Annotated in this window: 21 protein-coding genes; 5 read left to right on the forward strand and 16 right to left on the reverse strand. The window is 55.0% G+C overall.

Features of this window, described 5'->3' with window-relative positions; translation table 11 throughout:
• Positions 1 to 79: 79 nt before the first annotated feature.
• The 5 genes from ACO0U8_RS20480 to rstA form a co-directional block, all read right to left on the reverse strand.
• Positions 80 to 952, reverse strand: coding sequence for a trypsin-like serine peptidase (locus tag ACO0U8_RS20480; RefSeq protein ID WP_217203631.1), 873 nt, complete (start codon positions 950 to 952; stop codon positions 80 to 82).
• Positions 953 to 1297: 345 nt separating this feature from the next.
• The gene (gene asr, locus ACO0U8_RS20485) at positions 1298 to 1726 is read right to left on the reverse strand and encodes an acid resistance repetitive basic protein Asr (protein ID WP_421671515.1); all 429 of its coding nucleotides are present in this window, start codon (positions 1724 to 1726) and stop codon (positions 1298 to 1300) included.
• Between the two features lie 929 nt (positions 1727 to 2655).
• Positions 2656 to 4137, reverse strand: coding sequence for a carboxypeptidase M32 (locus ACO0U8_RS20490; RefSeq protein ID WP_421671516.1), 1482 nt, complete (start codon positions 4135 to 4137; stop codon positions 2656 to 2658).
• 2 nt (positions 4138 to 4139) lie between these two features.
• Positions 4140 to 5465: a two-component system sensor histidine kinase RstB gene (gene rstB, locus ACO0U8_RS20495; RefSeq protein ID WP_421671517.1), complete on the reverse strand. Its 1326-nt coding sequence runs from the start codon at positions 5463 to 5465 to the stop codon at positions 4140 to 4142.
• Positions 5462 to 6193: a two-component system response regulator RstA gene (rstA, locus tag ACO0U8_RS20500; RefSeq protein WP_421671518.1), complete on the reverse strand. Its 732-nt coding sequence runs from the start codon at positions 6191 to 6193 to the stop codon at positions 5462 to 5464. The genes rstB and rstA overlap by 4 nt, the downstream gene beginning before the upstream one ends.
• A gap of 316 nt (positions 6194 to 6509) precedes the next feature.
• On the opposite strand from rstA, the gene ACO0U8_RS20505 reads away from it, so the two are divergent.
• A complete protein-coding gene (locus ACO0U8_RS20505; RefSeq protein WP_421671519.1) occupies positions 6510 to 6929 on the forward strand; it encodes a hypothetical protein in 420 nt (139 codons plus the stop codon).
• Positions 6930 to 7017: 88 nt separating this feature from the next.
• Here the strand turns inward: ACO0U8_RS20505 and ACO0U8_RS20510 are convergent, their stop codons facing one another.
• The 3 genes from ACO0U8_RS20510 to ACO0U8_RS20520 are packed head-to-tail and all read right to left on the reverse strand — an operon-like array spanning position 7018 to position 10778.
• On the reverse strand, positions 7018 to 8253 hold the full coding sequence (locus ACO0U8_RS20510; protein WP_421671520.1) for a c-type cytochrome: 1236 nt from the start codon (positions 8251 to 8253) through the stop codon (positions 7018 to 7020).
• Positions 8250 to 10013, reverse strand: a complete 1764-nt coding sequence (locus ACO0U8_RS20515) for a GMC family oxidoreductase (protein ID WP_122095257.1) — start codon at positions 10011 to 10013, stop codon at positions 8250 to 8252. The genes ACO0U8_RS20510 and ACO0U8_RS20515 overlap by 4 nt, the downstream gene beginning before the upstream one ends.
• 15 nt (positions 10014 to 10028) lie before the next feature.
• Entirely contained in the window at positions 10029 to 10778 is a 750-nt protein-coding gene (locus ACO0U8_RS20520; protein ID WP_421671521.1) for a gluconate 2-dehydrogenase subunit 3 family protein, read from the reverse strand.
• A 364-nt stretch (positions 10779 to 11142) separates the two neighbouring features.
• On the opposite strand from ACO0U8_RS20520, the gene ACO0U8_RS20525 reads away from it, so the two are divergent.
• Positions 11143 to 12657, forward strand: coding sequence for a YchO/YchP family invasin (locus ACO0U8_RS20525; protein WP_421671522.1), 1515 nt, complete (start codon positions 11143 to 11145; stop codon positions 12655 to 12657).
• Positions 12658 to 12761: 104 nt separating this feature from the next.
• Here ACO0U8_RS20525 and uxuA read toward each other — a convergent pair whose 3' ends face one another.
• Positions 12762 to 13946 carry a mannonate dehydratase gene (gene uxuA, locus ACO0U8_RS20530; RefSeq protein WP_122095259.1) on the reverse strand — a complete coding sequence of 395 codons (1185 nt, stop codon included), beginning with the start codon at positions 13944 to 13946 and terminating at the stop codon, positions 12762 to 12764.
• Between the two features lie 197 nt (positions 13947 to 14143).
• Here uxuA and ACO0U8_RS20535 point away from each other — a divergent pair, with 197 nt between their 5' ends.
• Entirely contained in the window at positions 14144 to 14842 is a 699-nt protein-coding gene (locus ACO0U8_RS20535; RefSeq protein WP_056771936.1) for a FadR/GntR family transcriptional regulator, read from the forward strand.
• A 135-nt stretch (positions 14843 to 14977) separates the two neighbouring features.
• Here the strand turns inward: ACO0U8_RS20535 and ACO0U8_RS20540 are convergent, their stop codons facing one another.
• Together ACO0U8_RS20540 and ACO0U8_RS20545 are read right to left on the reverse strand one after the other, a co-directional pair.
• A complete protein-coding gene (locus ACO0U8_RS20540; RefSeq protein ID WP_056770466.1) occupies positions 14978 to 15271 on the reverse strand; it encodes a DUF1161 domain-containing protein in 294 nt (97 codons plus the stop codon).
• A gap of 46 nt (positions 15272 to 15317) precedes the next feature.
• On the reverse strand, positions 15318 to 15686 hold the full coding sequence (locus ACO0U8_RS20545) for a DUF1283 family protein (RefSeq protein ID WP_421671523.1): 369 nt from the start codon (positions 15684 to 15686) through the stop codon (positions 15318 to 15320).
• A 134-nt stretch (positions 15687 to 15820) separates the two neighbouring features.
• On the opposite strand from ACO0U8_RS20545, the gene ACO0U8_RS20550 reads away from it, so the two are divergent.
• Positions 15821 to 16147: a YnfA family protein gene (locus ACO0U8_RS20550; protein ID WP_183848176.1), complete on the forward strand. Its 327-nt coding sequence runs from the start codon at positions 15821 to 15823 to the stop codon at positions 16145 to 16147.
• On the opposite strand, the gene ACO0U8_RS20555 is transcribed toward ACO0U8_RS20550, so the two are convergent.
• Complete coding sequence (locus tag ACO0U8_RS20555) at positions 16144 to 17049, reverse strand: LysR family transcriptional regulator (protein WP_056770472.1); 906 nt, start codon at positions 17047 to 17049, stop codon at positions 16144 to 16146. The genes ACO0U8_RS20550 and ACO0U8_RS20555 overlap by 4 nt on opposite strands.
• 310 nt (positions 17050 to 17359) lie before the next feature.
• Between ACO0U8_RS20555 and ACO0U8_RS20560 the strand changes: the two genes are divergently transcribed.
• Entirely contained in the window at positions 17360 to 18655 is a 1296-nt protein-coding gene (locus tag ACO0U8_RS20560) for an NCS2 family permease (protein ID WP_056771944.1), read from the forward strand.
• Positions 18656 to 18733: 78 nt separating this feature from the next.
• On the opposite strand, the gene ACO0U8_RS20565 is transcribed toward ACO0U8_RS20560, so the two are convergent.
• The 4 genes from ACO0U8_RS20565 to ACO0U8_RS20580 form a co-directional block, all read right to left on the reverse strand.
• Positions 18734 to 19111 carry a MarR family transcriptional regulator gene (locus ACO0U8_RS20565; protein WP_056770475.1) on the reverse strand — a complete coding sequence of 126 codons (378 nt, stop codon included), beginning with the start codon at positions 19109 to 19111 and terminating at the stop codon, positions 18734 to 18736.
• Positions 19108 to 19620: a hypothetical protein gene (locus tag ACO0U8_RS20570; protein WP_421671524.1), complete on the reverse strand. Its 513-nt coding sequence runs from the start codon at positions 19618 to 19620 to the stop codon at positions 19108 to 19110. The genes ACO0U8_RS20565 and ACO0U8_RS20570 overlap by 4 nt, the downstream gene beginning before the upstream one ends.
• A gap of 18 nt (positions 19621 to 19638) precedes the next feature.
• On the reverse strand, positions 19639 to 20388 hold the full coding sequence (gene ydfG / locus ACO0U8_RS20575) for a bifunctional NADP-dependent 3-hydroxy acid dehydrogenase/3-hydroxypropionate dehydrogenase YdfG (protein WP_056770477.1): 750 nt from the start codon (positions 20386 to 20388) through the stop codon (positions 19639 to 19641).
• A 123-nt stretch (positions 20389 to 20511) separates the two neighbouring features.
• Positions 20512 to 21567, reverse strand: a complete 1056-nt coding sequence (locus ACO0U8_RS20580; protein ID WP_421671525.1) for an aldo/keto reductase — start codon at positions 21565 to 21567, stop codon at positions 20512 to 20514.
• Positions 21568 to 21584: the final 17 nt, after the last annotated feature.

A 21584-nucleotide genomic window follows, 5' to 3' on the forward strand; every position in this document is an offset into this window, starting at 1 on the left:
TCATTTTCGTGTGCAATAAAAAGCCGCCGGTTGTCCGTTGAACAACCGGCGGCTTTTTTATTTCCGCAGAGCGTCTGGCTTAGGGCGCTGGCGTTGTGCTCGCGCTGATCACGCCGGAAGAGAGCGTGCTCAGGGCATCGCGGATGGCCGGAACGGCCAGTGCGCGGTTATCGGCCAGATAGCGGTCCTGCGCGGCGGGCGCCGAGCTTTGGATCGCCACCAGTGACCAGCCGTCGGCATTTTTTATCAATAACGGCGAACCGCTGTCACCCGGGAGCGTGTCACAGCGGTGCGACAACACGCCTGGCTGCGCCCATCCGGTGACCTGACAATCCTGATGGACGTACAAATCATCCAGATGATCTTCCGGGTACCCTGCCTGCGTCACTTTCCGGCCTTCCTGTTTGAGCAGGGCGGTCAGATCGTCGCGCGATCCACTCCATAACGGCAGGGGTTTGATCGGCAACGCCAGCTTCTCGTCAGTCAGGCGGATCAACGCAAAATCAAAAGGTGCCGCTTTCGGTGGCACAATCCAGCCTTCGCCATCGGCTTTGAGTTTCTTACCCAGTTTAGGATCCACCAGCGTTTGCAACGCGGTGATCTGATAACGCCATTTCTGATTATGGGAAATAAAACGCAGGGCGACGACTTTATCGATGTTGCCCGGAGGCGCGAGAACGCAATGGCCGGCGGTCAACACCAGGTGTTTGGAAATCAGGGTCGCGGTACATAAATTACCGCTGGCGGTTTCTATCTGTCCGATAGCCTGCCAGGGCCAGTGCGACGAGGCAGCCACAGGCTGGCGCTGGTCATGACCAAAGAACAGGGCAGTTTTTTCTTTAACAGAGATAGCAGGTGCGTCATCGTCTGCATCATCCGGGGAGTCTGCATGGACAAGGGAACTGGCGGTAAAACAGAAAAAGCACAAAAACAGCGGTAACGCGATGCGCATAACATTCTGACCTTGAAAACAGGGAGAACCCAAGAACCCGTTATTATTGAACGATTATAGACGGTTATCATTGATGGTGGCTATTTTTGTATGATAATTCAATCTTTTGAGCAGATAACGAGCGTCATCTTAGCGGGTATAAACACTTCAGAAGTAGAAGAACAAGGTGATCAGACCGCAGAGGATCAGAGAGCACAGGGTGATTTCGAACAGGTAGCGGCGCAGCATCTTCCATCAGTACCTCAAGATAGAAACCGGAGAAAAAAACACCCGGCGAACCGGGTGTTAACTCTTCAGTCTTGATAATGGTGAGTGGATACGCTCACAAAGACTTCTTAGTACATCTTATGCAGCTGGTGTTGCTTTTGCAGCAGGAGCGGCTTTCTTAGCATGTTTTACGTGTTTTTTAGCAGCCTGCGCTTTCTGAGCAACCGGCGCTGCTTTTTTAGCGTGTTTCACGTGTTTCTTAGCAGCCTGCGCTTTCTGAGCAACTGGCGCTGCTTTCTTAGCGTGTTTCACGTGTTTTTTAGCGGCCTGCGCTTTCTGAGCAACTGGCGCTGCTTTATTAGCGTGTTTTTTGTGTTTTTTAGCAGCCTGCGCTTTCTGGGCTACTTTCTTGTGAGTTTTGTGTTTAGCAACGTGCTTGGTAGCAGGTGCCGGAGCTGCTGTTGTAGTTGAAGCAGCAGGTGCAGGTGTTGCTGTAGTTTCAGCAGCAAAAGCGACAGAAGACAGACCCATTGCAGCGGCAACAACCAGAGCTAATACTTTTTTCATCTTTAATTCCTCAGAATTTTTGTTTAAGTGTCCACCCCACTGCGGGGCCGGTGAAAGAATAATAGGCGTAAGGGATCATGTTGTCCGTGAGTGATTGGTATCGGCGTGTAACGGAATGTACAGAGGGGGCTGATTAATAAAATCAATGAGTTAGTGGGGGCAGTGGGGGATTTAGGTTAAGGTCAAGTTCAAGGTCGTGGGCGTCGGCCCACACCGACTTGGGGGACGGCATATCGCCGCCGCCCCCCAAGACCCCCCGGGCTCTTTAACTGCGCTCTCGCAGGCAGGCTATGTTTCAGAAACTCCTCAACTTTAACTTTAACTTCAACTTCAAGGTCGTGGGCGCCGGCCCACACCGGGTTAAGGGGCGTAAACGCGCCCCTTAACAATCCTGCGTTTTTTAACTGCGCGCTGTCGCTCGCGGGCTATGTTTCAGAAACTCCGGCTATTGCCGCAAACGCCGCCGCTTCGCGGTACTCTCATTTCAGGTTCGAACCCGCTCGGAAAAAACTCGCGGTTTCTCACCGTTCATTCGACGTCGTTTTGAGCGCGGCCAAAGGCTATGTAAAACGAAGGTTTTTCTCCTCCCCCTGCGATGTGGGAAGAGAAAATCAGAACCAAACACATTTCCTTTGATTTTGAAATGCCAGTGGCCGCACTCAAAAATCACGCTGGAGGGAGTGGTGGAAAACCGCGCGTCTGTTTGCGCGGGTTGTAACCCGAGCGGAGGGCACCGCGCAGCGGCGGGATTTTGCGGCAATAGCCGGAGCAGCTGGAATATAGCCAGCGAGCGGCAGCGCGCAGTGAAGGAGCCCGGGGGGTCTTGGGGGGCGGCGGCGATATGCCGCCCCCCAAGTCGGTGTGGGCCGACGCCCACGACCTTGAACTTGAAGTTGAGGTTGAGGTTAAAGTGGACCCCCACCCAATACTTACAGGTATCTGCTCTCCAGATGCGCCCGGAAGAATGCCGGATTCAGGGTTTCGCCGGTGGCATTGGTCATCAGCTGGTCAGTGGTAAAACGGCTGCCGTGCTGCCAGATATTTTGCTGCAACCACTGGAACAGAGCCGTCAGGTCGCCGCGTGCGATGTCAGCCTGCAAGGTCGGAATGGCGCTGTTGGCGGTCTGGAACAGTTGCGCGGCGTACATTGCGCCCAGCGTGTACGTCGGGAAGTAGCCGAAACCGCCGTCGGTCCAGTGGATGTCCTGCATACAGCCGTCGCGGTAATTGCCGACGGTATCGATGCCCAGATATTCCTTCATCTTGCTGTTCCACAAGGCTGGAATATCATCGACTTCAATGTCGCCTTCCATCAGCGCTTTTTCGATCTCGTAGCGCAGGATGACGTGTGCCGGATAACTCAGTTCGTCAGCATCCACACGGATAAAGCCTGGCTGGACGCGCTGGTTCAGCGTCATGAAGTTGCGCTCATCCAGACCCGGACGCTCGCCGAACTGCTCGATAACCAGCGGATACACGGATTTCAGGAAAGGTTCGCTGCAACCGAGTTGCATTTCAAACAACAGGCTTTGGGATTCGTGAACGCCCATCGAACGCGCATTAGATACCGGCTGGCCGAGCCACTCTTTTGGCAAGTTTTGCTCATAACGCGCATGGCCGGTTTCATGGATCACGCCCATCATGGCACTGAGGAATTCGTCCTGGTTATAGCGCGTGGTGATGCGCACATCCTGAGGCACGCCGCCGCAGAACGGGTGGGCGCTGACGTCAAGACGACCGGCGTCGAAATTAAAACCAAGACGGTCCATCACTTTCAGGCCGAGCTGGCGCTGCTTCTCGATATCAAACGGCCCCTGCGGTGTGATACGGCTTTCTGATTTCTGTTTTTCCACCACGGTCTGCAACAGATCCGGCAGCCATGTTTTCAGATCACCAAACAGGGTGTCGAGCTTTTGCGATGTCATACCCGGTTCGTATAAATCGAGCAGGGCGTCATAGCGGCTGATCCCGGCGGCTTCGGCACGGAACTGCGCTTCCTGACGGCTCAGTTTCACCACTTCTTTCAGGTTCTCAGAGAAACCTTCCCAGTCGTTGGATTTACGCTGAATGCGCCATGCCTGCTCGCAGCGGGCACCGGCCAGTGATTTTGCCTGCACCAGGCTTTCCGGCAGCAGAGCCGCCTGCTGATACTGGCGACGCATTTCACGCAGGTTAGCCTGCTCAACGTCATTGAGTTGCTCGCCACCCGCCTGTTCCAGCCATTCACCGACCTGCTTTGCGGTCAGGATCTGATGCGTCAGAACGCTCAGTTCCGCCAGCGCTTCTGAACGTGCCTGCCCGCCCTGGGGCGGCATCATGGCCGCGGCATCCCAACCGGCAATCGCAGATAAATGGCCGAAACGGGATAAACGGGCGAAGGTGTCGTGCAATTTTTTATACGCGATGGTCATTATTAGCTCCCTTCATGGTTTTGGTCTGGTTGTTCGACAACCAGATTGAAAGTGGGTTTTACCGGCCAGCTGAAACGCATACTGGCACCGCCGAGCGTGCTGCTGTCGACGGCGACGCGCCCCTGATACGCGACGGCAATGGAGTGCACAATTGCCAGCCCCAGCCCGCAGCCGCCGGTGGCGCGATCGCGGCTCGGATCCAGGCGGACAAAGGGCTCGAATACGCGCAGGCGTTCTTCAGGCGGTATGCCGGGGCCGTCATCTTCAACTTGCAGACAGGCCGTTTCGCCATCGAGCCACAGGCTGATGCGGATCATTTTCTGCGAGTAGCGCAAACCGTTGTTAACCAGGTTATCCAGCACGCGCTCCATCAGACGTAAATCGACGCCGCCGAAATCGATGTTTTGCGGCGCCTCAAAAGCCACTGTCCTCTGCGCGTTGATCAGGCGGAAATCATCCACTTTGTCTTCCAGCCAGTCGGCCAGATTCACTTTTTCCAGATGCAGCGCGACCTGCGGGCGGTCGAGGCGGGCGTAAGTCAGCAGTTCATCAATCAGCGCTTCGAGCTGGCCGATGTCCCGGTTGATGGCGTTTTGTTCCGACTCTGGCAGGTTTTCGCTGATCGCCAGACGGTAGCGCAGGCGCACCAGCGGGGTACGCAGTTCGTGGGCGATGCCGTCGATCAGCTGTTTTTTACTGGCGATCAACGTGCTGATGTTATCCGCCATCTGGTTGAACGCCACGCCAACGCGGGTCAGGCTGGAGGCTGAATCAAAATTCACCCGTTCATCCAGGTGGCCGTTACCGAGGCGCAGCGCCGAGTTCTCCAGACGCAGTAAATCCTGCCAGTGCGGGCGCATCCACAGGAAAACCGGCAACGCCAGCGACAGACCAATGATCATCAGCAGCGCAAGATCGAGCAGCCGCATTTCGTGCATGTAAAACAGATAGGGGATCGGGCCGACCACCAGAACGTAATGGCTGCGGGGAACACGCTGGATGAAGGTATATTCATCGTCGAGTGCGATGATTTCGCCTTCTTTTAACCGTTTGTCCAGTTCGGGGCTGAGTTTACGTTTACCGAGCGGCTCGATATGTAATTTGAAAGACAGGTTAAGATCCAGCGTATTGATGGTCTTGTTCCAGTCTTTAATGGGGATTTCCCTGAGTTCGCTGCGCATCAGGTACAGCGAGCTTTTCATCAGGTCATTCATGGACTGACGGCCTGTGCGTTCGGCGGTGACTTTGTACACCAGGCCGACCAGCATCGCCATGACCATAAAGCAGACCAGCAGTAACAGAAAGAACTGGACGAAAAGCTTTCTCATTCCTGAAGAGACTCCCAGGCGTTCGGGGCAAACAGATAGCCTTTATTGCGCACCGTTTTAATGCGGAAAGGTTCAAGCGTGTTGTCATACAGTTTGCGGCGCAGGCGTGAAATCGCCACGTCGATGCTGCGATCCAGCCCGTCATAGCTGACGCCGCGCAGGTTTTTCAGCAAGGCTTCGCGATCCATAATGCGTCCGGCGTGGGTCGCCAGTTCCCACAACAGATCGAAATCAGAGGTCGAGAGCACGATGGTTTCATCCACCAGCGTGACCTGACGGTTCACCGGATCGATACACAGCTGGCCGAAGTGCAGGGCGTTACCGCTGGTCAGCGTCTGAACCGGCTGTTCGCTTTGCGAGGACAGCGACGGATTCTGTCGCAGATGCAGACGCAGACGCGCCAGCAGCACCGCGGGCGGCGTGGTTTTCAGGATGTAATCACTCGCGCCCATTTCCAGCGATAAAATATGATTCATGTCGCTGTCCAGTGACGTCAGCAACACGATCGGGCCGGGAAAGACGGGGCGCAAATCACGGCATAACGTCATGCCATCTTTGCCGGGAAGCATGATGTCGAGCAGGACCAGATCGGGTTTTTCTTTCTCAATTCTTGCCTGCGCCGTATCGCCGCGGGGTTCAACCAGCACGTCGATATCATGTTTGCCCAGATAGGCGGCAATCAGGTTGCCGACTTCAGCATCATCTTCTACAAAAACGATTTTATTCATTAGGTTGCTGCTGTTAAAAATCCGGTGATTAGCATAGCGTGAGCGCGCGTCCGACGCTATGGGCGGTAATGACTCTTGCGGCACGCATTCCACAATTCAGGCGATTCTGTCGACTAAGTCTGAATTTTCAGTCTCCGCACTTTCGGCCTGCTACAGTCACTGTGTGAAAGCGCCTGAACTGACTGGAAAAGTGTCGGTGAACTATGCCATTATACAGGTGAATAATCGTGTCTATATGCATTGATTTGCTCAATATCGCCGAGTACGCCTTCAGACGTTCAATTGAACAGGCCCTGACCAGGAAGAGGAAGAGGGGATGAATGAAAACCGCCTGGTACCCGATGCGCGCAGTCAAAAAGCGTCCTTTGACTACATGGAATATTTGTCCGCATCCTGTAAAAAGAAATGGAGTTTCGTTGACGCCATTTATGGTGTGATGCCGTTCTTTGGCATGGTGTTAAAATCCCGTTCTCAAAAAAACAACTCGAAGCAAGAATCCTTGCGGGCGCTGGCGTTGCAGGTCGTTTCTACCCAGGTCAGCGACGAGACGAATATTGTCCGTCTGATTGAACTGGCGGAGCAGCAGGGCATGTACAACATCGATATTAATTTACCGTATTCCCTGACAGACGATCAGCTCACGGCAATTAAGGTTGAGTGCAAACATCTGGTACAGCTCAGCCAGAATAACGATCATCTGTTTGTACAAATTATGCAGATGCCGCCGCAGCACTGATTTCACAGTTTGTAACAGTTCAGTGACGACGACATGACAAAAAAGAAAGGCCGCGAGTGCGGCCTTTGTCATTTTCAGAACAGCACGTTTATTTCTTCAGCGTTTCCCGCACATCTTTCACGTCTGACGCTGCCACTGGCGCAGCCGCATTGCCCCAACTGTTACGGATGTAGGTCAGCACGTTCGCCACGTCCGCATCGCTCATGTTTGCGTCAAACGACGGCATTGAGGGCGCGGTAGGTTTGCTGTCCGTCGCCACCGGCCTGCTGCCCGCCAGCACAACGTGGATAAGCGAGGTGGCATTGGTCTGGTTGATCAGCGCAGAATCCGCCAGACGCGGGAACAGACCTTCCTGGCCTTTACCGTCCGGCGTATGGCACGCAGAACAGCGGTCGGCATAGATGTGTTTCCCGGCGACCATCGCGCTGTCATCGGCTTTCACCGGCGCCGGGGCGTTATTCCCGCTGTCATGACCGCTGTCTTTGAGATAAACCGCCACGGCTTTCAGATCCGCATCCGTCCAGTGCTGCGACGAATTTGTCACTTCTTCCGCCATCGGTCCGGAGGCGATATCGAAACGGTTTACACCGGTTTTCAGATATTGCATCAGGTCTTCCTGCGTCCAGTTGCCCACGCCGGTGTGCTTGTTGGTGGTGATGTCCGGCGCGACCCAGTTTTCAACCACGGCGCCTTGCAGGAATTCACTGTCCTTGTCACCACCAATCATGTTTTTCGGCGTATGGCAGGTGCCGCAGTGGCCTAAACCTTCAACAATGTATGCCCCGCGATTCCATTCTGCGGATTTATCCATCTGCGGCCTGAATTCGCCTTTATTGAAGTTCATCCAGTTCCAGCCCATCAGGCTGGTACGCACGTTGAACGGGAACGGCAGCTGGTTGGTTTCAACTTCGTGATGCACCGGTTGCAGGGTTTGCAGATAAGCCCAGATGGCGGCGTTATCTTCACGGGTCACTTTGGTGTAAGCGGTAAACGGCATCGCGCCGTACAGGCGTTTGCCACCGTGGCCGATCCCTTCAGACATCGCGCGCTGGAAGTCGTCGAAGCTCCATTTACCGATACCTGTTTCCGGATCCGGCGTGATGTTTGCGCCCACTAAACGGCCAAACGGCGTTTCGATCGGCACGCCACCAGCGAAGGGTTTGGCATCCGGCGTGGAAGCGGTATGGCAGGCGGCGCAGTCGCCGACCGTCGCCAGGTAGCGCCCGCGTTCCACCTGCTCGAACGAGCCGTCACCGGCGGCATGCGCCAGCCCTGAAACGCTCAGTGCCAGTAAACCGAGTGAGAAGGAGGTTAACTTTTTCATGCAATCATCTCTCCCGGCTTTTTCAGATAGAAATTACGGATCGCGTGAGCCGCTTTGAATGCCAGCGCGCCGACGGTGCCGGTCGGGTTGTAACCCGGATTCTGCGGGAAGGCAGAGGCGCCGACCACGAACAGGTTTGGCACATCCCAGACCTGCAGGTGTTTGTTCACCGAACTGGTGGACGGATCCGCACCCATCACAAAACCGCCGACAACGTGGGAAGACTGATACGGCGTGCCGTTCCAGTGGCCTTTCATCGGGTTTGCCACCAGCTGGCGCGGATTCATCGCTTTGGCGATTTCCGCCACTTTGCCGGTGCAATACGCCGCCATTTTCAGATCGTTTTCCGGGAAGTCGAACGTTACGCGCAGCAGCGGACGGCCAAGGCGATCTTTGTAGTTCGGATCAAGCGACAGATAGTTGGTTTTGGTGGTGTAGCTGCTGGCCTCACAACCGATCGACATTGAGCTGAGGTAGTTGGCGACGGTCGCCTTTTTCCACTCGCTGCCCCATTTCGGGGTTCCTGGCGGAACCGGGCGATAACCGATGGGTGCGCCACCGATTGGCGTGACGCGGATGCTGCCGCCGCCGAAGAAACCCAGACCGCTGTGGTCGAAGTTATCGTTGTTGAAGTCGTCAATACCCATGCCGACCGCGCCTGCGCCGATGAACGGGTTAAAGTTTTTATCGTCGAAGAACAGCTGCACGCCGTTGGCGGTCTGATAGGCGTAATTGCGGCCCGTGGTGCCGCTCAGGCTTACCGGATCGTAAGGCTTGCCGATGCCGGAAAGCAGCATCAGCCGGACGTTTTCGAAGGTAAACGCGCTGACAATCACCAGATCGGCGGGTTGTTCCCACTCGTCGCCGGAGGAATCGATGTAGATAACGCCGGTGGCACGTTTGCCGGTGGAGTCGGTCAGGACCTGCATCACTTCGCAGTTGGTGCGCGCTTCGAAATTCTCTTTGCGGACAAGCGCCGGTAAAACGGTCGTGATCGCGCTGGCTTTCGAGTAGTTCGCGCAGCCGTAGTTGGTACAGAAACCGCAGTATGTGCATGGCCCCATTTTGACGCCGAGCGGGTTGGTGTAAGGCTCGGAAATCAGTGAGGAGGGCACCGGGAAGGCCTTGTAACCCATGTTGCGCGCGGCTTCGGCGAACAGCGTCGGGCCATAAGGCTGATCCATCGGGCGGGTCGGGTACTCAATCGAGCGCATCCCTTCATACGGGTTACCGCCGTCATGATGTTCGCCTTTCACGTTGCTGGCTTTACCGGAAACCCCGGCCAGACGTTCGAAAGAGGCGTAATGCGGCTCCATCTCATCCCAGTCGGTGCCCCAGTCCTGCAACACCAGCTCTTCCGGGATGGCGTTTGCGCCGTAACGTTCGGTGAGGTGGCTTTTCAGGCGGAATTCATCCGGCTGGAAGCGGAAAGTGATCCCCGCCCAGTGGTTGCCCGCGCCGCCGGTGCCGTTCCCCGGATGGAATGAACCCCATTCGCGCATCGGTAACGCGGTTTGCGCCGGGTTGTTGCGGATGGTGATGGTGTTCTGGCGCGTGCGTAACATCAGTTCCTGACGGGAGTTGTAACGCAGTTCGTCAGTCACTGTCGCCACGTTAAAATCGCGTGCGGTATCGCGCCACGGGCCGCGTTCAATCGCCACCACGTTCAGACCTTCGTCGCACAATTCATTGGCGATGATGGAACCGGCCCAGCCGAGTCCGATCACCACCACGTCAGTTTTGGGTAATTTCTTTGCCATAATAGTGTTCTGCCCTTAGCTCTTCATTTTCCACGCGTCGCCGCCTGAAATGCTCAGCGGTTCCAGATCGAGTTTCTGGTTATGTTTGCCGACATATTCACGGTAGTCATAACGTGCGCCGGGGAAGCCCAGCATTTTCCACGACACCATGTTGCGGTTGCCGCCATAAATCGGATCGGCAAAGAATCCTTCCATGGTGTTTTTCAGCACAATGGCGAAGAACAGTTTGGAATCGATCCCATCGAGAGCGATTTTTCCGCTTTCCAGACCGGACAAAATCTGGTCCTGCTGGTCGCCGGGCAGATCTTTAAACAACTTCTGATGCTGTGACTGGGTCAGTTTGTTCAGCGCGGCCAGACCGAGGCGGTAGCGCTGCTGCGGAACCAGCGGTGACTGATCCCCTTGTTCCGGCGTGCCTTCCTGGAAAGGGCCTTGCATATAAAGACGGGCATAGGTGCCGTAGAAACCGGCCATCTGGCGATCGATAAACACGGCACAACCGGCGTCTTTTCCGCCCACGCTCAGATCGTCGGCGGGTACCAGACGGTCAACAATGGCTTCCAGGGTGGCGGCTTCGGCATCGGTGAAAAACACCCAGCCGTCGGTTTCAATCTGTGGAGGCGGGCTGGCGTCGAAGGGGCTCCACACGGGCGTACCTTTGAGCGTCACCGCATTGGCGGCTTTGGCGGCGCCCAGCACTGCGGAGGCGGCCGTGAACGAGAGAATTTGCCGACGGGTTACCCCGGGCAAGGTTTTTTTGCTCATTTATGTTCCCTGTTTGTTATAGAAAATCGCTACAGAGGGCGGTCAGGCGTGCTATCGGCAACGCGCTGCAAAAGCAGTCGGGTGGCGTTGTGATAATCGTTAACATGCTAAGGATAAGTGATAAATCCGGGTAAGGATAAATAGAATGAATGTTAAAAATGTTATGAAATGTGTGTGAATGGTTTTTTATGTTGTAATTTTAGACGATTAATTGACGAATGTTTACATTTTAACCGTTAAGTTCATGGGGATAATCCGTCGCGGTCATCAGGACGGGAAGTCTGATGTGGCGTTTCGTGGCCTGAGGGTTGAAATATGCTGCCTGTCAGCTAAGATCACCTCTCACTGGCAAAATGTGCAAGGCATGACAAACGTCACAGATTTTTTTTCATATTTATTGAAGCGTTCGGGACCTTCCTGTCTTTCCGTGCTTATCGCCGGGGCAGGGAGTTTTTATGCTGTCGGCGCCTTTGCGCTGACGGCAGACCCGGCTGAAAGCAATTCCGCCGCCCTTAACCTCAGTTACGATCTTTCCGGCTTCCTTCCCGCCAGTGACCAGCAGTCAGCCTTCAATACCGGAGGTGGCGCTCAGCCTGCGGCCTTGCCGAGCCTGGGCAGCCAGTACATCAAAAGTGCTTCCGGCCCGACCGCAACTGAAAAGCAACTGGCGACGACCCTCAAAGAGCTTGGCACCACCACGGCAGACAGCGACGATCCGTTGCGCCTGCAGGCAGAAAATCTGGCGCTGGGTCAGGCGGCGAAGCTGGTGCAGAAAGAAACCAACAGTTTGCTGTCACCGCTGGGCACCGTCAGCACCACGCTGGATATTACCGGGCATAATCTTGACGGCAGCTCCGGGCAGCTTTTCAGCCCGCTGTACAATACCGATAATAATCTGGTGTACAGCCAGATCGGTTTGCAGAGTGCGAGCGATGCCACGGTCGGGAATTTTGGCGTCGGACAGCGCATCAATACCGGCGCATGGATGCTGGGTTACAACGCGTTCATCGATAACGATTTCGATCATCAGCTCACGCGCGGCAGTCTGGGGGCGGAAGCCTGGTCAGACTATCTGCGTCTCTCCACCAACTATTATCACCCGATCTCCTCGTATAAAGCGGACAGCCGCACCTCCGCCCAGCAGCGTCGGCAGGCGCGCGGGTACGACATCACCACCAAAGGGTATTTGCCGTTTTATCGCCAGCTTGGGGCATCGCTCAGTTATGAGCAGTATTTCGGTAATCAGGTGGATTTGTTCGGAAACGGCACGCGACAGAGCAATCCTTCGGCGGTGTCATTCGGGCTGAATTACACGCCGGTGCCGCTGGTGACGGTAATGGCCGAGCATCAGGCCGGTCAGGATGGCGATAATCAGGATCTGGTAAAACTGACGCTTAACTATCGTCTCGGCGTTCCGCTGGATCAGCAGTTGTCGGCGCGCAATGTGGCGGCAGCAAACTCGCTGCGCGGCAGCCGGATGGCGATGGTAGATCGTAATAATATGCCGGTGATGGAGTTTAAGCAGCGCAAAACCCTGTCGGTCTTCCTCGCCACGCCGCCGTGGACGTTACAGCCGGGGGAAACTGTTCCGCTGAAACTGCAATTACGCGCACTGAATGCTGTCGTGGCGTTGAGCTGGCAGGGTGATACCCAGGCGCTGAGCCTGACGCCGCCCGCCAATAACCGCAATGCCGAAGGCTGGAGTGTGATTGTGCCGCCGTGGGATGAGTCGCCGGGCGCGAGTAACAGCTATCGCTTATCCGTTACGGTGGAAGACAGTCAATCGCAGAAAGTGACTTCGAACTGGATCACGCTGAGCATCGCGCCGCCGCTGGCCGCGCAGCCACAATACGGTAACGACGCCGGTCTGAATTTCTGATCTGAAGGTCTGAGAGAAGGTGCGCTAACCTCCCCGGTGATGAAGGGGAGGGTGGCGCAGTTAAGACAATGTTGGCAGTTAACGCGTGCGCAGCCGGAGATGGCTTACTCTGTGAAGAAACTGACTTTCAGTGCCCGTTCAACCCCTCTCAGTTCCGCCAGCCCGCGTAAACGGCCAATAGCGGAATAGCCCGGATTGGTCTTCTTGTTCAAATCATCCAGCATCTGATGGCCGTGATCCGGGCGCATTGGAATAGCGCGCTGATTTCCTGCGCGGCGGCGGGTTTGCTCTTCGGTCAGAATGGCTTTGATCACCGCGACCATATCAACGTCACCGTCCAGATGGTCGGCCTCATGGAAACTTCCCGGTACCTCTTCACGCTGCGTCGCGCGCAGATGAATGAAGTGAACGCGATCGGCGAAGGTGGTCATCATCTTCACTAAATCATTGTCCTCACGCACGCCGTAAGAACCGGTGCAGAAACAGAAACCGTTATGGATGCTGTCTGCCGTGTCTTTTAGCCACTGCATATCTTCAATGGTGGAGACAATGCGCGGAAGGCCGAGAATAGGGCGCGGAGGATCGTCCGGATGAACCGCCAGACTCAATCCGCATTCCTCTGCCACCGGCACAATGCTGCGCAGGAAATGCGCCATATTTTCACGCAGTTTCGCTTTGTCGATGCCGTCGTAAGTTGCCAGACGCGCGCGGAACTGTTCCAGCGTGTAGCCTTCTTCCGCACCCGGCAGACCAGCAATAATGTTGGCGACCAGGGTGTCTTTTTCTGCCTGGGTCATCGCAGCGAAATAATCAGCAGCCTGTTTTTGCTCTTCCGCGCTGTAAGAGGATGTCGCCCCTTCACGTTGCAAAAGGTGTAGTTCGAAGGCGGCAAAGGCGATGTGATCGAAACGCAATGCGCGGGAACCGTCCGGCAGGAGATAACCGAGATCGGTACGCGTCCAGTCCAGAACCGGCATGAAGTTGTAGCAGACGGTGTCGATGCCACAGGCCGCGAGGTTACGGATTGACTGCTGGTAGTTGGCAATGTGCTGCTCAACGTTGCCGCTGCGGGTTTTAATCTCTTCATGCACCGGAATACTTTCTACCACTGACCACACCAGACCTTTCGCTTCCACCTCGGCCTGACGTTTTTTGATCTCCTCAACCGGCCACACTTCGCCGTTCGGAATATGGTGCAGGGCGGTGACCACGCCGGTTGCGCCAGCCTGACGCACATCATCAAGCGATACCGGGTCTTTCGGGCCGTACCAACGCCATGTCTGTTCCATCTGATTTCCTTAATTATTTTACTGATGCTTGCCAATGTAGTTGACGCATGGCCGGTGATAAGTTCAATCTTAGTGCACGGCATGGCCCGGTGGTCTGCTGGTCAGGCCATCAGACCAACATATGATTCAGCATCAAACCGATGATTAATGTGATCGGGATAACAAATCTGGGATTCAGCACCAGCACGGAGAAAACAATGGAATTACCTACACTGAAGGTCGAACGGCTGTATCGCCAGATTTCAAATGTCCTGATTAACTGTATTAAAACCGGGCAATTTTCGCCGGGGGCGATGATCCCTTCGGAGCGCGATCTCTCCAAACAACTGGGCGTCAGCCGCTCCTCTATTCGTGAAGCGCTGATTGCGCTGGAGATCACCGGCTGGGTGGAAATTCGTACCGGCAACGGGGTGTACGTCAGCAATCCGCTGCCGGACGGTTCGCCGGTGGTTCACGCCGCGCCCGCAGAAGAGGAGTTCAGCCTGCAATCATTAGTGAAAGCGCGTCAGATTTATGAAGCCATGACCGCAGAACTGGCGGCCATCAACGGTACTGACGACCAGCGCGCAAAACTCAAAGAGATTGCCCGCGAGCTGAACGAGCTGAACGCCAATAATGACGCCTTCCTCGAAGCCGACCGCCGTTTCCATCTGATGATCAGCGAAATGACCGGCAACGAAGTGCTGCACGATATGATGGGATACCTGTGGGATAAGCGTCAGTCGCGCCGGTTTATGCGGCTTGAAAGCCACTATACCGAGGTGGATTTTGCGCGTGAGATGAACGCGGATCATCAGGGGATTTTGGATTCGATTCTGGCGCGTGACGGCGCGGGTGCCAAAGCGCGGATGAGCAGGCATCTTCAGCACGTATACGATCAGCTGTTTGCCGGGTGAGTGGTCGCGTATGAGAAATTAAGGGGGGGAGAAAAGGAATCAGGGGAGCAGAAGCTCCCCAGGGTATTTCGGTGTCAGGGGGATGACGCGGTTAGCGCTCATCAGCCGACATCGTCTGGCCGGTGCTGCCGAAGACTACTGAGAGTCCTGGCTGGTGCCGGTTTTAGGGCTTGAGGCTGTCTCATCGCCCGCGTCTGCGGTTTTGGTGTAGATGATCTTCTGGCTGTCGTTTCCGCAATGCCCGACCACCTGTCCGCCGGCCTGATCTGCCTGATCGTTAGGTACGATGTCCAGTTTGAAGCCGGACTCCGGCAAACCGTTTGCAACGATTTTCGACGTAATATCTGCCTTCACGCTTTCACAGGAAGCTTGTGCGACGAGGGGGGCCAGCATGACCACCGCAAGACCGGCTAAAAGTGTCTTTTTCATCATTCATTCCTTTTATGAAAATCAACGTATCAATGAGTTTAGCAGATTACGGCGCCATTAACTGACGACCGGTCCGGCGATCGAGGCAGCGCTCGGTGTTCGGTTCCCAGTAGGCATTGATATTCTGGCTGGCTTCGCACTTGTCGCGCAGATCAACCGAGTTGTCGTACTTGGAGAAATCTTTCTCGTTGCGCTGGTTCTTCATGGCGCGCAGACGCTGGGTTTCATTCCACTGCTCTTTGCTCTGACGTGCTTCTTCGTTGGTCATGGCATCATTGCCGGTACCGCCAAAGACACAGGTTCCGCCCGCGCAGTTGGTGGCTGCCAGTGCAGGGGCCTGCCAGCCCGCTGTCATGACCAGCAAGGCGACCGGCAATACGCTGCGGGTCAGTCGGGACATAAACGTTGCATTCATTAGCTCATCCTTTTATTTTTACACATCGCTCAGGCGAATATATCAATTATAACATCCCGCTCAATGACGTCATCCTCTGACAGTGAACTCATTGATTTGTGATTGAACTACGGACTGTAAACCTGACAAATATGATGCTCAAAACTTCTTTACTGTTCTTTGCGACGGCGCTGGCGGAAATTATCGGCTGTTTTTTGCCTTATCTCTGGTTACGCAAAGGCGGCAGCGCATGGCTTTTATTCCCTGCGGCGCTCAGCCTGGCGGCTTTTGTCTGGCTGCTCACGCTGCATCCGGCGGCCAGCGGCAGGGTTTATGCGGCCTACGGCGGCGTGTACGTGATGACGGCGATGCTGTGGCTGCGCGTCGTGGATGGCGTGAAACTCAGCACCACCGACTGGCTGGGGGCCTGCGTGGCGCTGGCGGGAATGCTGATTATTATTTCCGGCTGGAAAGCCGCTTAATGCGTTAACTGCTCCATCATAACGATGACTTTCTGAATCACCATTTGCGCCGCGCGGGAAAGTTGCCTGCGCGGGGCGACGCACAAAGCCAGCGTCAGCGGTTTGGCGGTGCGGCCCTGCAACGGCACAAACGCCAGCCGCTGTTCCTGCAAATCGGGCAGGACATCTAACAAACTCAGCACGCCGACCCCGGCACCTTTGCGGATAAGTTCGCGCATCATGCGCACGTCATTACAGACGATCGACGGCGTTTCCAGCAGCTGATAACGGTTGTACAGCAGTTTTGCGCGGGCATTGACCATCAGCGGCTCAGACGGAATGATCTGCCGGTAAGCGGCGATATCGCTGAACGACAGCGACGTCTGATGAGACAGTTCATGCCCGACCGGCATGGCGATGCCGATCGGCAGTTCCGCAAACGCCCGTACTTCCAGCCCGGTATGTTCCACCGGATCAAGCAACAAACCGAAATCCACTTCTGCGGAACTCACCTGTTCGCTGATATTGCGGCTGTCTTCAATGCGGATATCAAAGGTCAGATAAGGGTGTTCCTTGCCGACGTCGGCAATCAGTTCTGCGACCATGCCTTCGCTCAGCGCAGCAATCATCGAAATCGTGACGTGACCGCGCCGTAATCCCTGGATTTCATCAAACCTTTCACGCGTGCGGGAAAATTCTTTTCGCCAGCGGCGAATGTCATCGAACAAGATTTCACCGGCCGACGTCAGTTTCAGCCCGGTGGGAAGCCGTTCAAACAGCGGGGTTTCCAGCGTCTGTTCGGCCTGTAAAATTTGCCGGTTGATGGCTGAAGCCGAGACGTGCAGCACTTCCGCCGCTTTGCGCAAACTTCCTGTTCGGGCGACTTCGGTAAAATATTGCGAAAAACGGGAGAATGGCGACATGGGTGTACTAATTTATGCAGTGAATAAGTGAGATATCTATTATGGACTGCATCACTCATTTTTCCTAGATTGTGCGATGTCCCTTTATAAAACAATGTCCTCAGGTTGTTTTATGTGCAAAGTGGCAATGACAGGGTTCGTCAAAACACGTTTTCAGCTCGTGTTCCGCTATCAGTATCAGGCAGTGGGGCGAATTGTGGCATCCTCACTGCGGGCGCGCGGGCGTGTTTTGAATAACAATACTAATAACAAGCGTGCGCTATTTGATCGCCAGATCAAAAGTGATCATGCGACCAAGAGATTCCTTCTCATGTTAGAAAAACTATTTAAGTTAAAAGCTCACCGTACTAACGTGCGGACTGAGATTGTGGCAGGACTGACTACGTTTTTAGCAATGGCCTATATTCTGTTTGTTAACCCGTCTATTTTGGGCGCGACGGGGATGGATAAAGGCTCGGTATTCGTGGCAACCTGTCTTGCTGCCGCAATCGGTTCCGCACTGATGGGCTTTATCGCCAACTACCCGATCGCGCTGGCGCCGGGCATGGGGTTAAACGCCTTTTTCACCTACACCGTGGTTCTGCATATGGGTTACACGTGGCAGATTGCGCTGGGTGCCGTTTTCCTTTCCGCCTGTATTTTCTTCGCGTTATCTATCTTTAAAATCCGCGAGTGGATTATCCGCAGTATTCCGCTGCCGCTGCGTTCGGCCATTGCCGCAGGTATTGGTTTGTTCCTGGCGCTGATTGCGCTGGAAAATGCCGGTATCGTGATTGCGAACCCGGCCACGCTGGTGGGGTTGGGTGATCTGACGAAACCGGGCCCGCTGTTCGCGATGCTGGGCTTTATCCTGATCGTGGTGCTGGAAGCGCGAAAAGTCACCGGTGCGGTGCTGATCGGCGTGCTGGCGGTTACCGTACTGGCGATCGCGCTGGGCTATTCAGCTTTCGGCGGGATTATGTCGATGCCGCCGTCTATCGCGCCGACCTTTATGCAACTGGACATCAAAGGCGCATTCAACGTTTCGCTGATTAGCGTGATCTTCGCCTTCCTGTTTGTGGATGTGTTTGATAACTCCGGCACCCTGATTGGCGTGACCAAACGTGCTGGTCTGGCAGACGAAGACGGCAACATCCCGAAAATGGGCCGTGCGCTGGTGGCTGACAGCGCCGCTGCGCTGTTCGGTTCGCTGCTCGGGACATCAACCACCACCAGTTATATCGAATCGGCGGCGGGCGTCAGCGCCGGTGGCCGTACCGGTCTGACAGCGATTGTGGTTGCCATCCTGTTCCTGCTGAGCCTGTTCTTCGCACCACTGGCAGGCAGCGTTCCGGCCTTCGCCACAGCGCCTGCGCTGCTGTTTATCGCGGTGCTGATGACCTCCGGTCTGGCTGAAATCGACTGGAAAGACATCACGGTCGCCGCACCGGTCACCGTGACCGCGCTGACCATGCCGTTCACTTATTCCATCGCCAACGGTATCGCGTTTGGTTTCATCACCTGGACGCTGTGTAAACTGCTGAGCGGCCGCTGGCGTGAGCTGAATTCTGCGCTGATCGTGCTGTCGATTCTGTTCGTGATCAAACTGGGCTGGCTGAGCGCGTAACCGTTACGTCAGACATCAGTAAGAAGAGGGCGCGGGCAGGTTTGCCGCGCCTTTTTTTGTGAGTGGCATACCCGTCAGTCAGGCTGCCGTTCTGGCGGCGGAGGGGAAATTCTCGACGCGGATATCAAATTCCGTAAACAGCGCGACCGGGCGTTTCCTGGCACCGAAAGCCACCATCTTCACAAACCCGCGATTCTCGAGAGTTTTCAGCGTTTTAGACAAGTTGCTTTTATGTCGTCCTGAAAGTGTCGCCAGTTCTGTCAGGGTTTGCGGATTGCGCTCATACATCAGGCTGAGCAATGCAATATTGTCCGGGCTGAGGATCTGCGCCAGTGCGGCCAGTGAGTTGTACCAAATTTTTGGTTCATCCGCCGCTGGCTTATAGTCGCCCTTAAGGATAGCCAGCATACGCTGACGAACCATCTCTTCCGGCATTACGCCAATAAGTGCTTTCATTCGGACCTCTTAACATCCTTGATTATTGAGTCTGTTGCCTGCCAAAAATCGTCAAGCAGTTGGCAGGGTGATGTAAACATGTAGGGCGTTCCTTTTTGTCTGATTCCCTTATGCAGATGATCGTAGGTCACGGTTCTGCCGTGATAAACGCCACGTTTGCCTGAGATCACTGCATGACTGTTATCCATTCCATACACCCGCTGATCGTGATTATCATGCAGAGTCAGGTTATAGCGAATGCCGTGGGGAACCGTCACCGTTTTCGGTACGCGCCGGGCTTCAATTTTCCACCAGTAACCTGACGTGGTGTAGTTAATCCAGCCATTAAGTTCCAGTAAGTATTCGAGTCCGTTCTCAAAATTGGCTTCCATAGTAGAACCTGTATGTTGTGAGGTGATCATAACTCTTTGTGCGAAATACAACCAGCACAATTCAGGTGCAAAATGCCGTTTTTCATCAAAATAAACCAATAAAAAAAGCAGCCTGGGCTGCTTTTCATTATTTTTCATCAGGTTCAGGAAGCGAGATCACTCTTCGCGATGGACCTGCAATCCGGCGAGAGACTGGCTGACTGGCATCATTTCGATGCTGTTGATGTTGACGTGCGCAGGGAGCGTGGACACCCAGAAAACGGATTCGGCAACGTCAGTGGCGGTCAGCGGGTTGGTGTTGTCGTAGGTTTTGCTGGCTTTCTCATCGTCACCCTTAAAGCGGATGTTTGAGAATTCAGTACCGCCGCACAGGCCCGGTTCGATGTTGGTGACGCGAACGTGAGTGCCGTGCAGATCGGTGCGCAGGTTCAGGCTGAACTGACGCACAAAAGCTTTGGTCGCGCCGTAGACGTTACCCCCGGCATACGGCCAGTTACCGGCGGTGGAACCGATGTTGATCACATGCCCGGTATTGCGTTCAACCATGCCCGGCAAGACGGCGCGGGTCATGTACACCAGCCCTTTGGTGTTGGTGTCGATCATTTTGTCCCAGTCTTCCAGCGACGCTTTATCCGCTTTTTCCAGACCAAGCGCCAGACCGGCGTTATTGACTAGCACGTCGATGTTGCGCCAGTCAGCAGGCAGGCTGTCGATGGCATCCTGAATGGATGCGCGGTTAGTGACATCCAGTTCAACAGCGTACAGCGCGTCTCCCAGTTCGGCTTTCAGGTCGTCCAGACGCTCTTTACGGCGGCCAGATGCAATCACTTTATGACCTTCTTTGACAAACCTGCGTGCGATTTCTGCACCAAATCCGGCAGTGGCGCCGGTAACAAAAATAATCATCCCGGTAATCCTCAATATTTAAGCAAGGTGCTCAGTGCACACAAAAAGACCTTCACAGTATTAACACAAAAATAACACGACCGGCACTCTCTGCCGACCGTGTTACGTTTCATTTTATTGCCGTTACTTTTTCAGATAGGGCGCAATCAGCGATAAATCCGCTGCGGACAAACGATCCGGTGCCGTCTGCGCCTGGTGCCAATAAGGATACAACAAAGGCAACTGACTGACCTGATTAAGTCGTTCAATTTCTTCATTATTGAGAGTTAAACCGGCGGCGAGCAGGTTGTCCTGCAACTGAGATTCATTACGCGCTCCGACAATCACCGAGGTCACCTGCGGGCGGGCAATCAGCCAGGCCAGCGCAATCTGCGCCGCAGAAACGCCACGGGCTTCGGCAATACTGACCAGCACATCAACCACGTCGTACAGCGCGCTTTCATCACGCACCGGCGGCTCGCCCCAGTCTGCCAGATGGCGGGTGCCTTCCGGCGCGGCCTGATTGCGGCGATATTTACCGGAGAGCAGGCCGCCTGCCAGCGGGCTCCAGACCAGCGTACCCAGCCCCTGATCTTGCGCGGCGGGCAGCAACTCGTATTCGGCTTCGCGGGCCTGCAGGGTGTAATGGATTTGCTGGCTGACCGGGCGGATATAATGATGGGCATCGGCCACGCCCAGCGTTTTCATCACATGCCAGGCGGAGAAGTTAGAGATACCGACGTACCGCACTTTACCACTGCTGACCAGATCGTCGAGCGCGCGCAGGGTTTCTTCCAGCGGCGTCAGGCCATCCCATTCATGCAACTGATACAAGTCCAGATAATCCGTATTCAGACGCTTAAGGCTGGCTTCGCAGGCGCGCAGAATGTGATGACGTGATGAACCGCGATCGTTCGGATCTTCGCCCATCGGGAAGCGGGCTTTACTGGCGACCAGCACGTCATGGCGTTTGTCGCCGAGCGCCTTACCGAGGATCACTTCTGATTCACCGCCTGAATAAACATCGGCGGTATCGAACAGATTGATACCGGCATCCAGACACAATCCTATCTGGCGCTGAGCGGCCTCAACGTCGGTTTGCCCGGTTTTTGCGAATTTGCCCTGACCACCAAATGTCATGGTGCCGAGGCTTAAAACTGAAACTTTCAGGCCAGAGCGGCCTAACAGACGGTATTCCATGGTTTAACTCCATTTTT

The organism is Rahnella sp. EDr1-12 (assembly GCF_049206505.1).
GTDB classification, from domain to species: Bacteria; Pseudomonadota; Gammaproteobacteria; order Enterobacterales; family Enterobacteriaceae; genus Rahnella; species Rahnella rivi.

Coding starts and splice junctions, on each gene's coding strand:
- ACO0U8_RS20520 (WP_421671521.1), bottom strand. CDS start 10,778: ATGAGCAAAAAAACCTTGCCCGGGGTAACCCGTCGGCAAATTCTCTCG.
- ydfG (WP_056770477.1), bottom strand. CDS start 20,388: ATGATTATTTTTGTTACCGGCGCCACTGCCGGATTTGGTGCAGAAATC.
- ACO0U8_RS20505 (WP_421671519.1), top strand. CDS start 6,510: ATGAATGAAAACCGCCTGGTACCCGATGCGCGCAGTCAAAAAGCGTCC.
- ACO0U8_RS20560 (WP_056771944.1), top strand. CDS start 17,360: ATGTTAGAAAAACTATTTAAGTTAAAAGCTCACCGTACTAACGTGCGG.
- ACO0U8_RS20515 (WP_122095257.1), bottom strand. CDS start 10,013: ATGGCAAAGAAATTACCCAAAACTGACGTGGTGGTGATCGGACTCGGC.
- ACO0U8_RS20535 (WP_056771936.1), top strand. CDS start 14,144: ATGGAATTACCTACACTGAAGGTCGAACGGCTGTATCGCCAGATTTCA.
- ACO0U8_RS20525 (WP_421671522.1), top strand. CDS start 11,143: ATGACAAACGTCACAGATTTTTTTTCATATTTATTGAAGCGTTCGGGA.
- ACO0U8_RS20550 (WP_183848176.1), top strand. CDS start 15,821: ATGCTCAAAACTTCTTTACTGTTCTTTGCGACGGCGCTGGCGGAAATT.
- ACO0U8_RS20510 (WP_421671520.1), bottom strand. CDS start 8,253: ATGAAAAAGTTAACCTCCTTCTCACTCGGTTTACTGGCACTGAGCGTT.
- ACO0U8_RS20540 (WP_056770466.1), bottom strand. CDS start 15,271: ATGAAAAAGACACTTTTAGCCGGTCTTGCGGTGGTCATGCTGGCCCCC.
- uxuA (WP_122095259.1), bottom strand. CDS start 13,946: ATGGAACAGACATGGCGTTGGTACGGCCCGAAAGACCCGGTATCGCTT.
- rstB (WP_421671517.1), bottom strand. CDS start 5,465: ATGAGAAAGCTTTTCGTCCAGTTCTTTCTGTTACTGCTGGTCTGCTTT.
- asr (WP_421671515.1), bottom strand. CDS start 1,726: ATGAAAAAAGTATTAGCTCTGGTTGTTGCCGCTGCAATGGGTCTGTCT.
- ACO0U8_RS20490 (WP_421671516.1), bottom strand. CDS start 4,137: ATGACCATCGCGTATAAAAAATTGCACGACACCTTCGCCCGTTTATCC.
- rstA (WP_421671518.1), bottom strand. CDS start 6,193: ATGAATAAAATCGTTTTTGTAGAAGATGATGCTGAAGTCGGCAACCTG.
- ACO0U8_RS20565 (WP_056770475.1), bottom strand. CDS start 19,111: ATGAAAGCACTTATTGGCGTAATGCCGGAAGAGATGGTTCGTCAGCGT.
- ACO0U8_RS20480 (WP_217203631.1), bottom strand. CDS start 952: ATGCGCATCGCGTTACCGCTGTTTTTGTGCTTTTTCTGTTTTACCGCC.
- ACO0U8_RS20545 (WP_421671523.1), bottom strand. CDS start 15,686: ATGAATGCAACGTTTATGTCCCGACTGACCCGCAGCGTATTGCCGGTC.
- ACO0U8_RS20555 (WP_056770472.1), bottom strand. CDS start 17,049: ATGTCGCCATTCTCCCGTTTTTCGCAATATTTTACCGAAGTCGCCCGA.
- ACO0U8_RS20570 (WP_421671524.1), bottom strand. CDS start 19,620: ATGAAAAATAATGAAAAGCAGCCCAGGCTGCTTTTTTTATTGGTTTAT.
- ACO0U8_RS20580 (WP_421671525.1), bottom strand. CDS start 21,567: ATGGAATACCGTCTGTTAGGCCGCTCTGGCCTGAAAGTTTCAGTTTTA.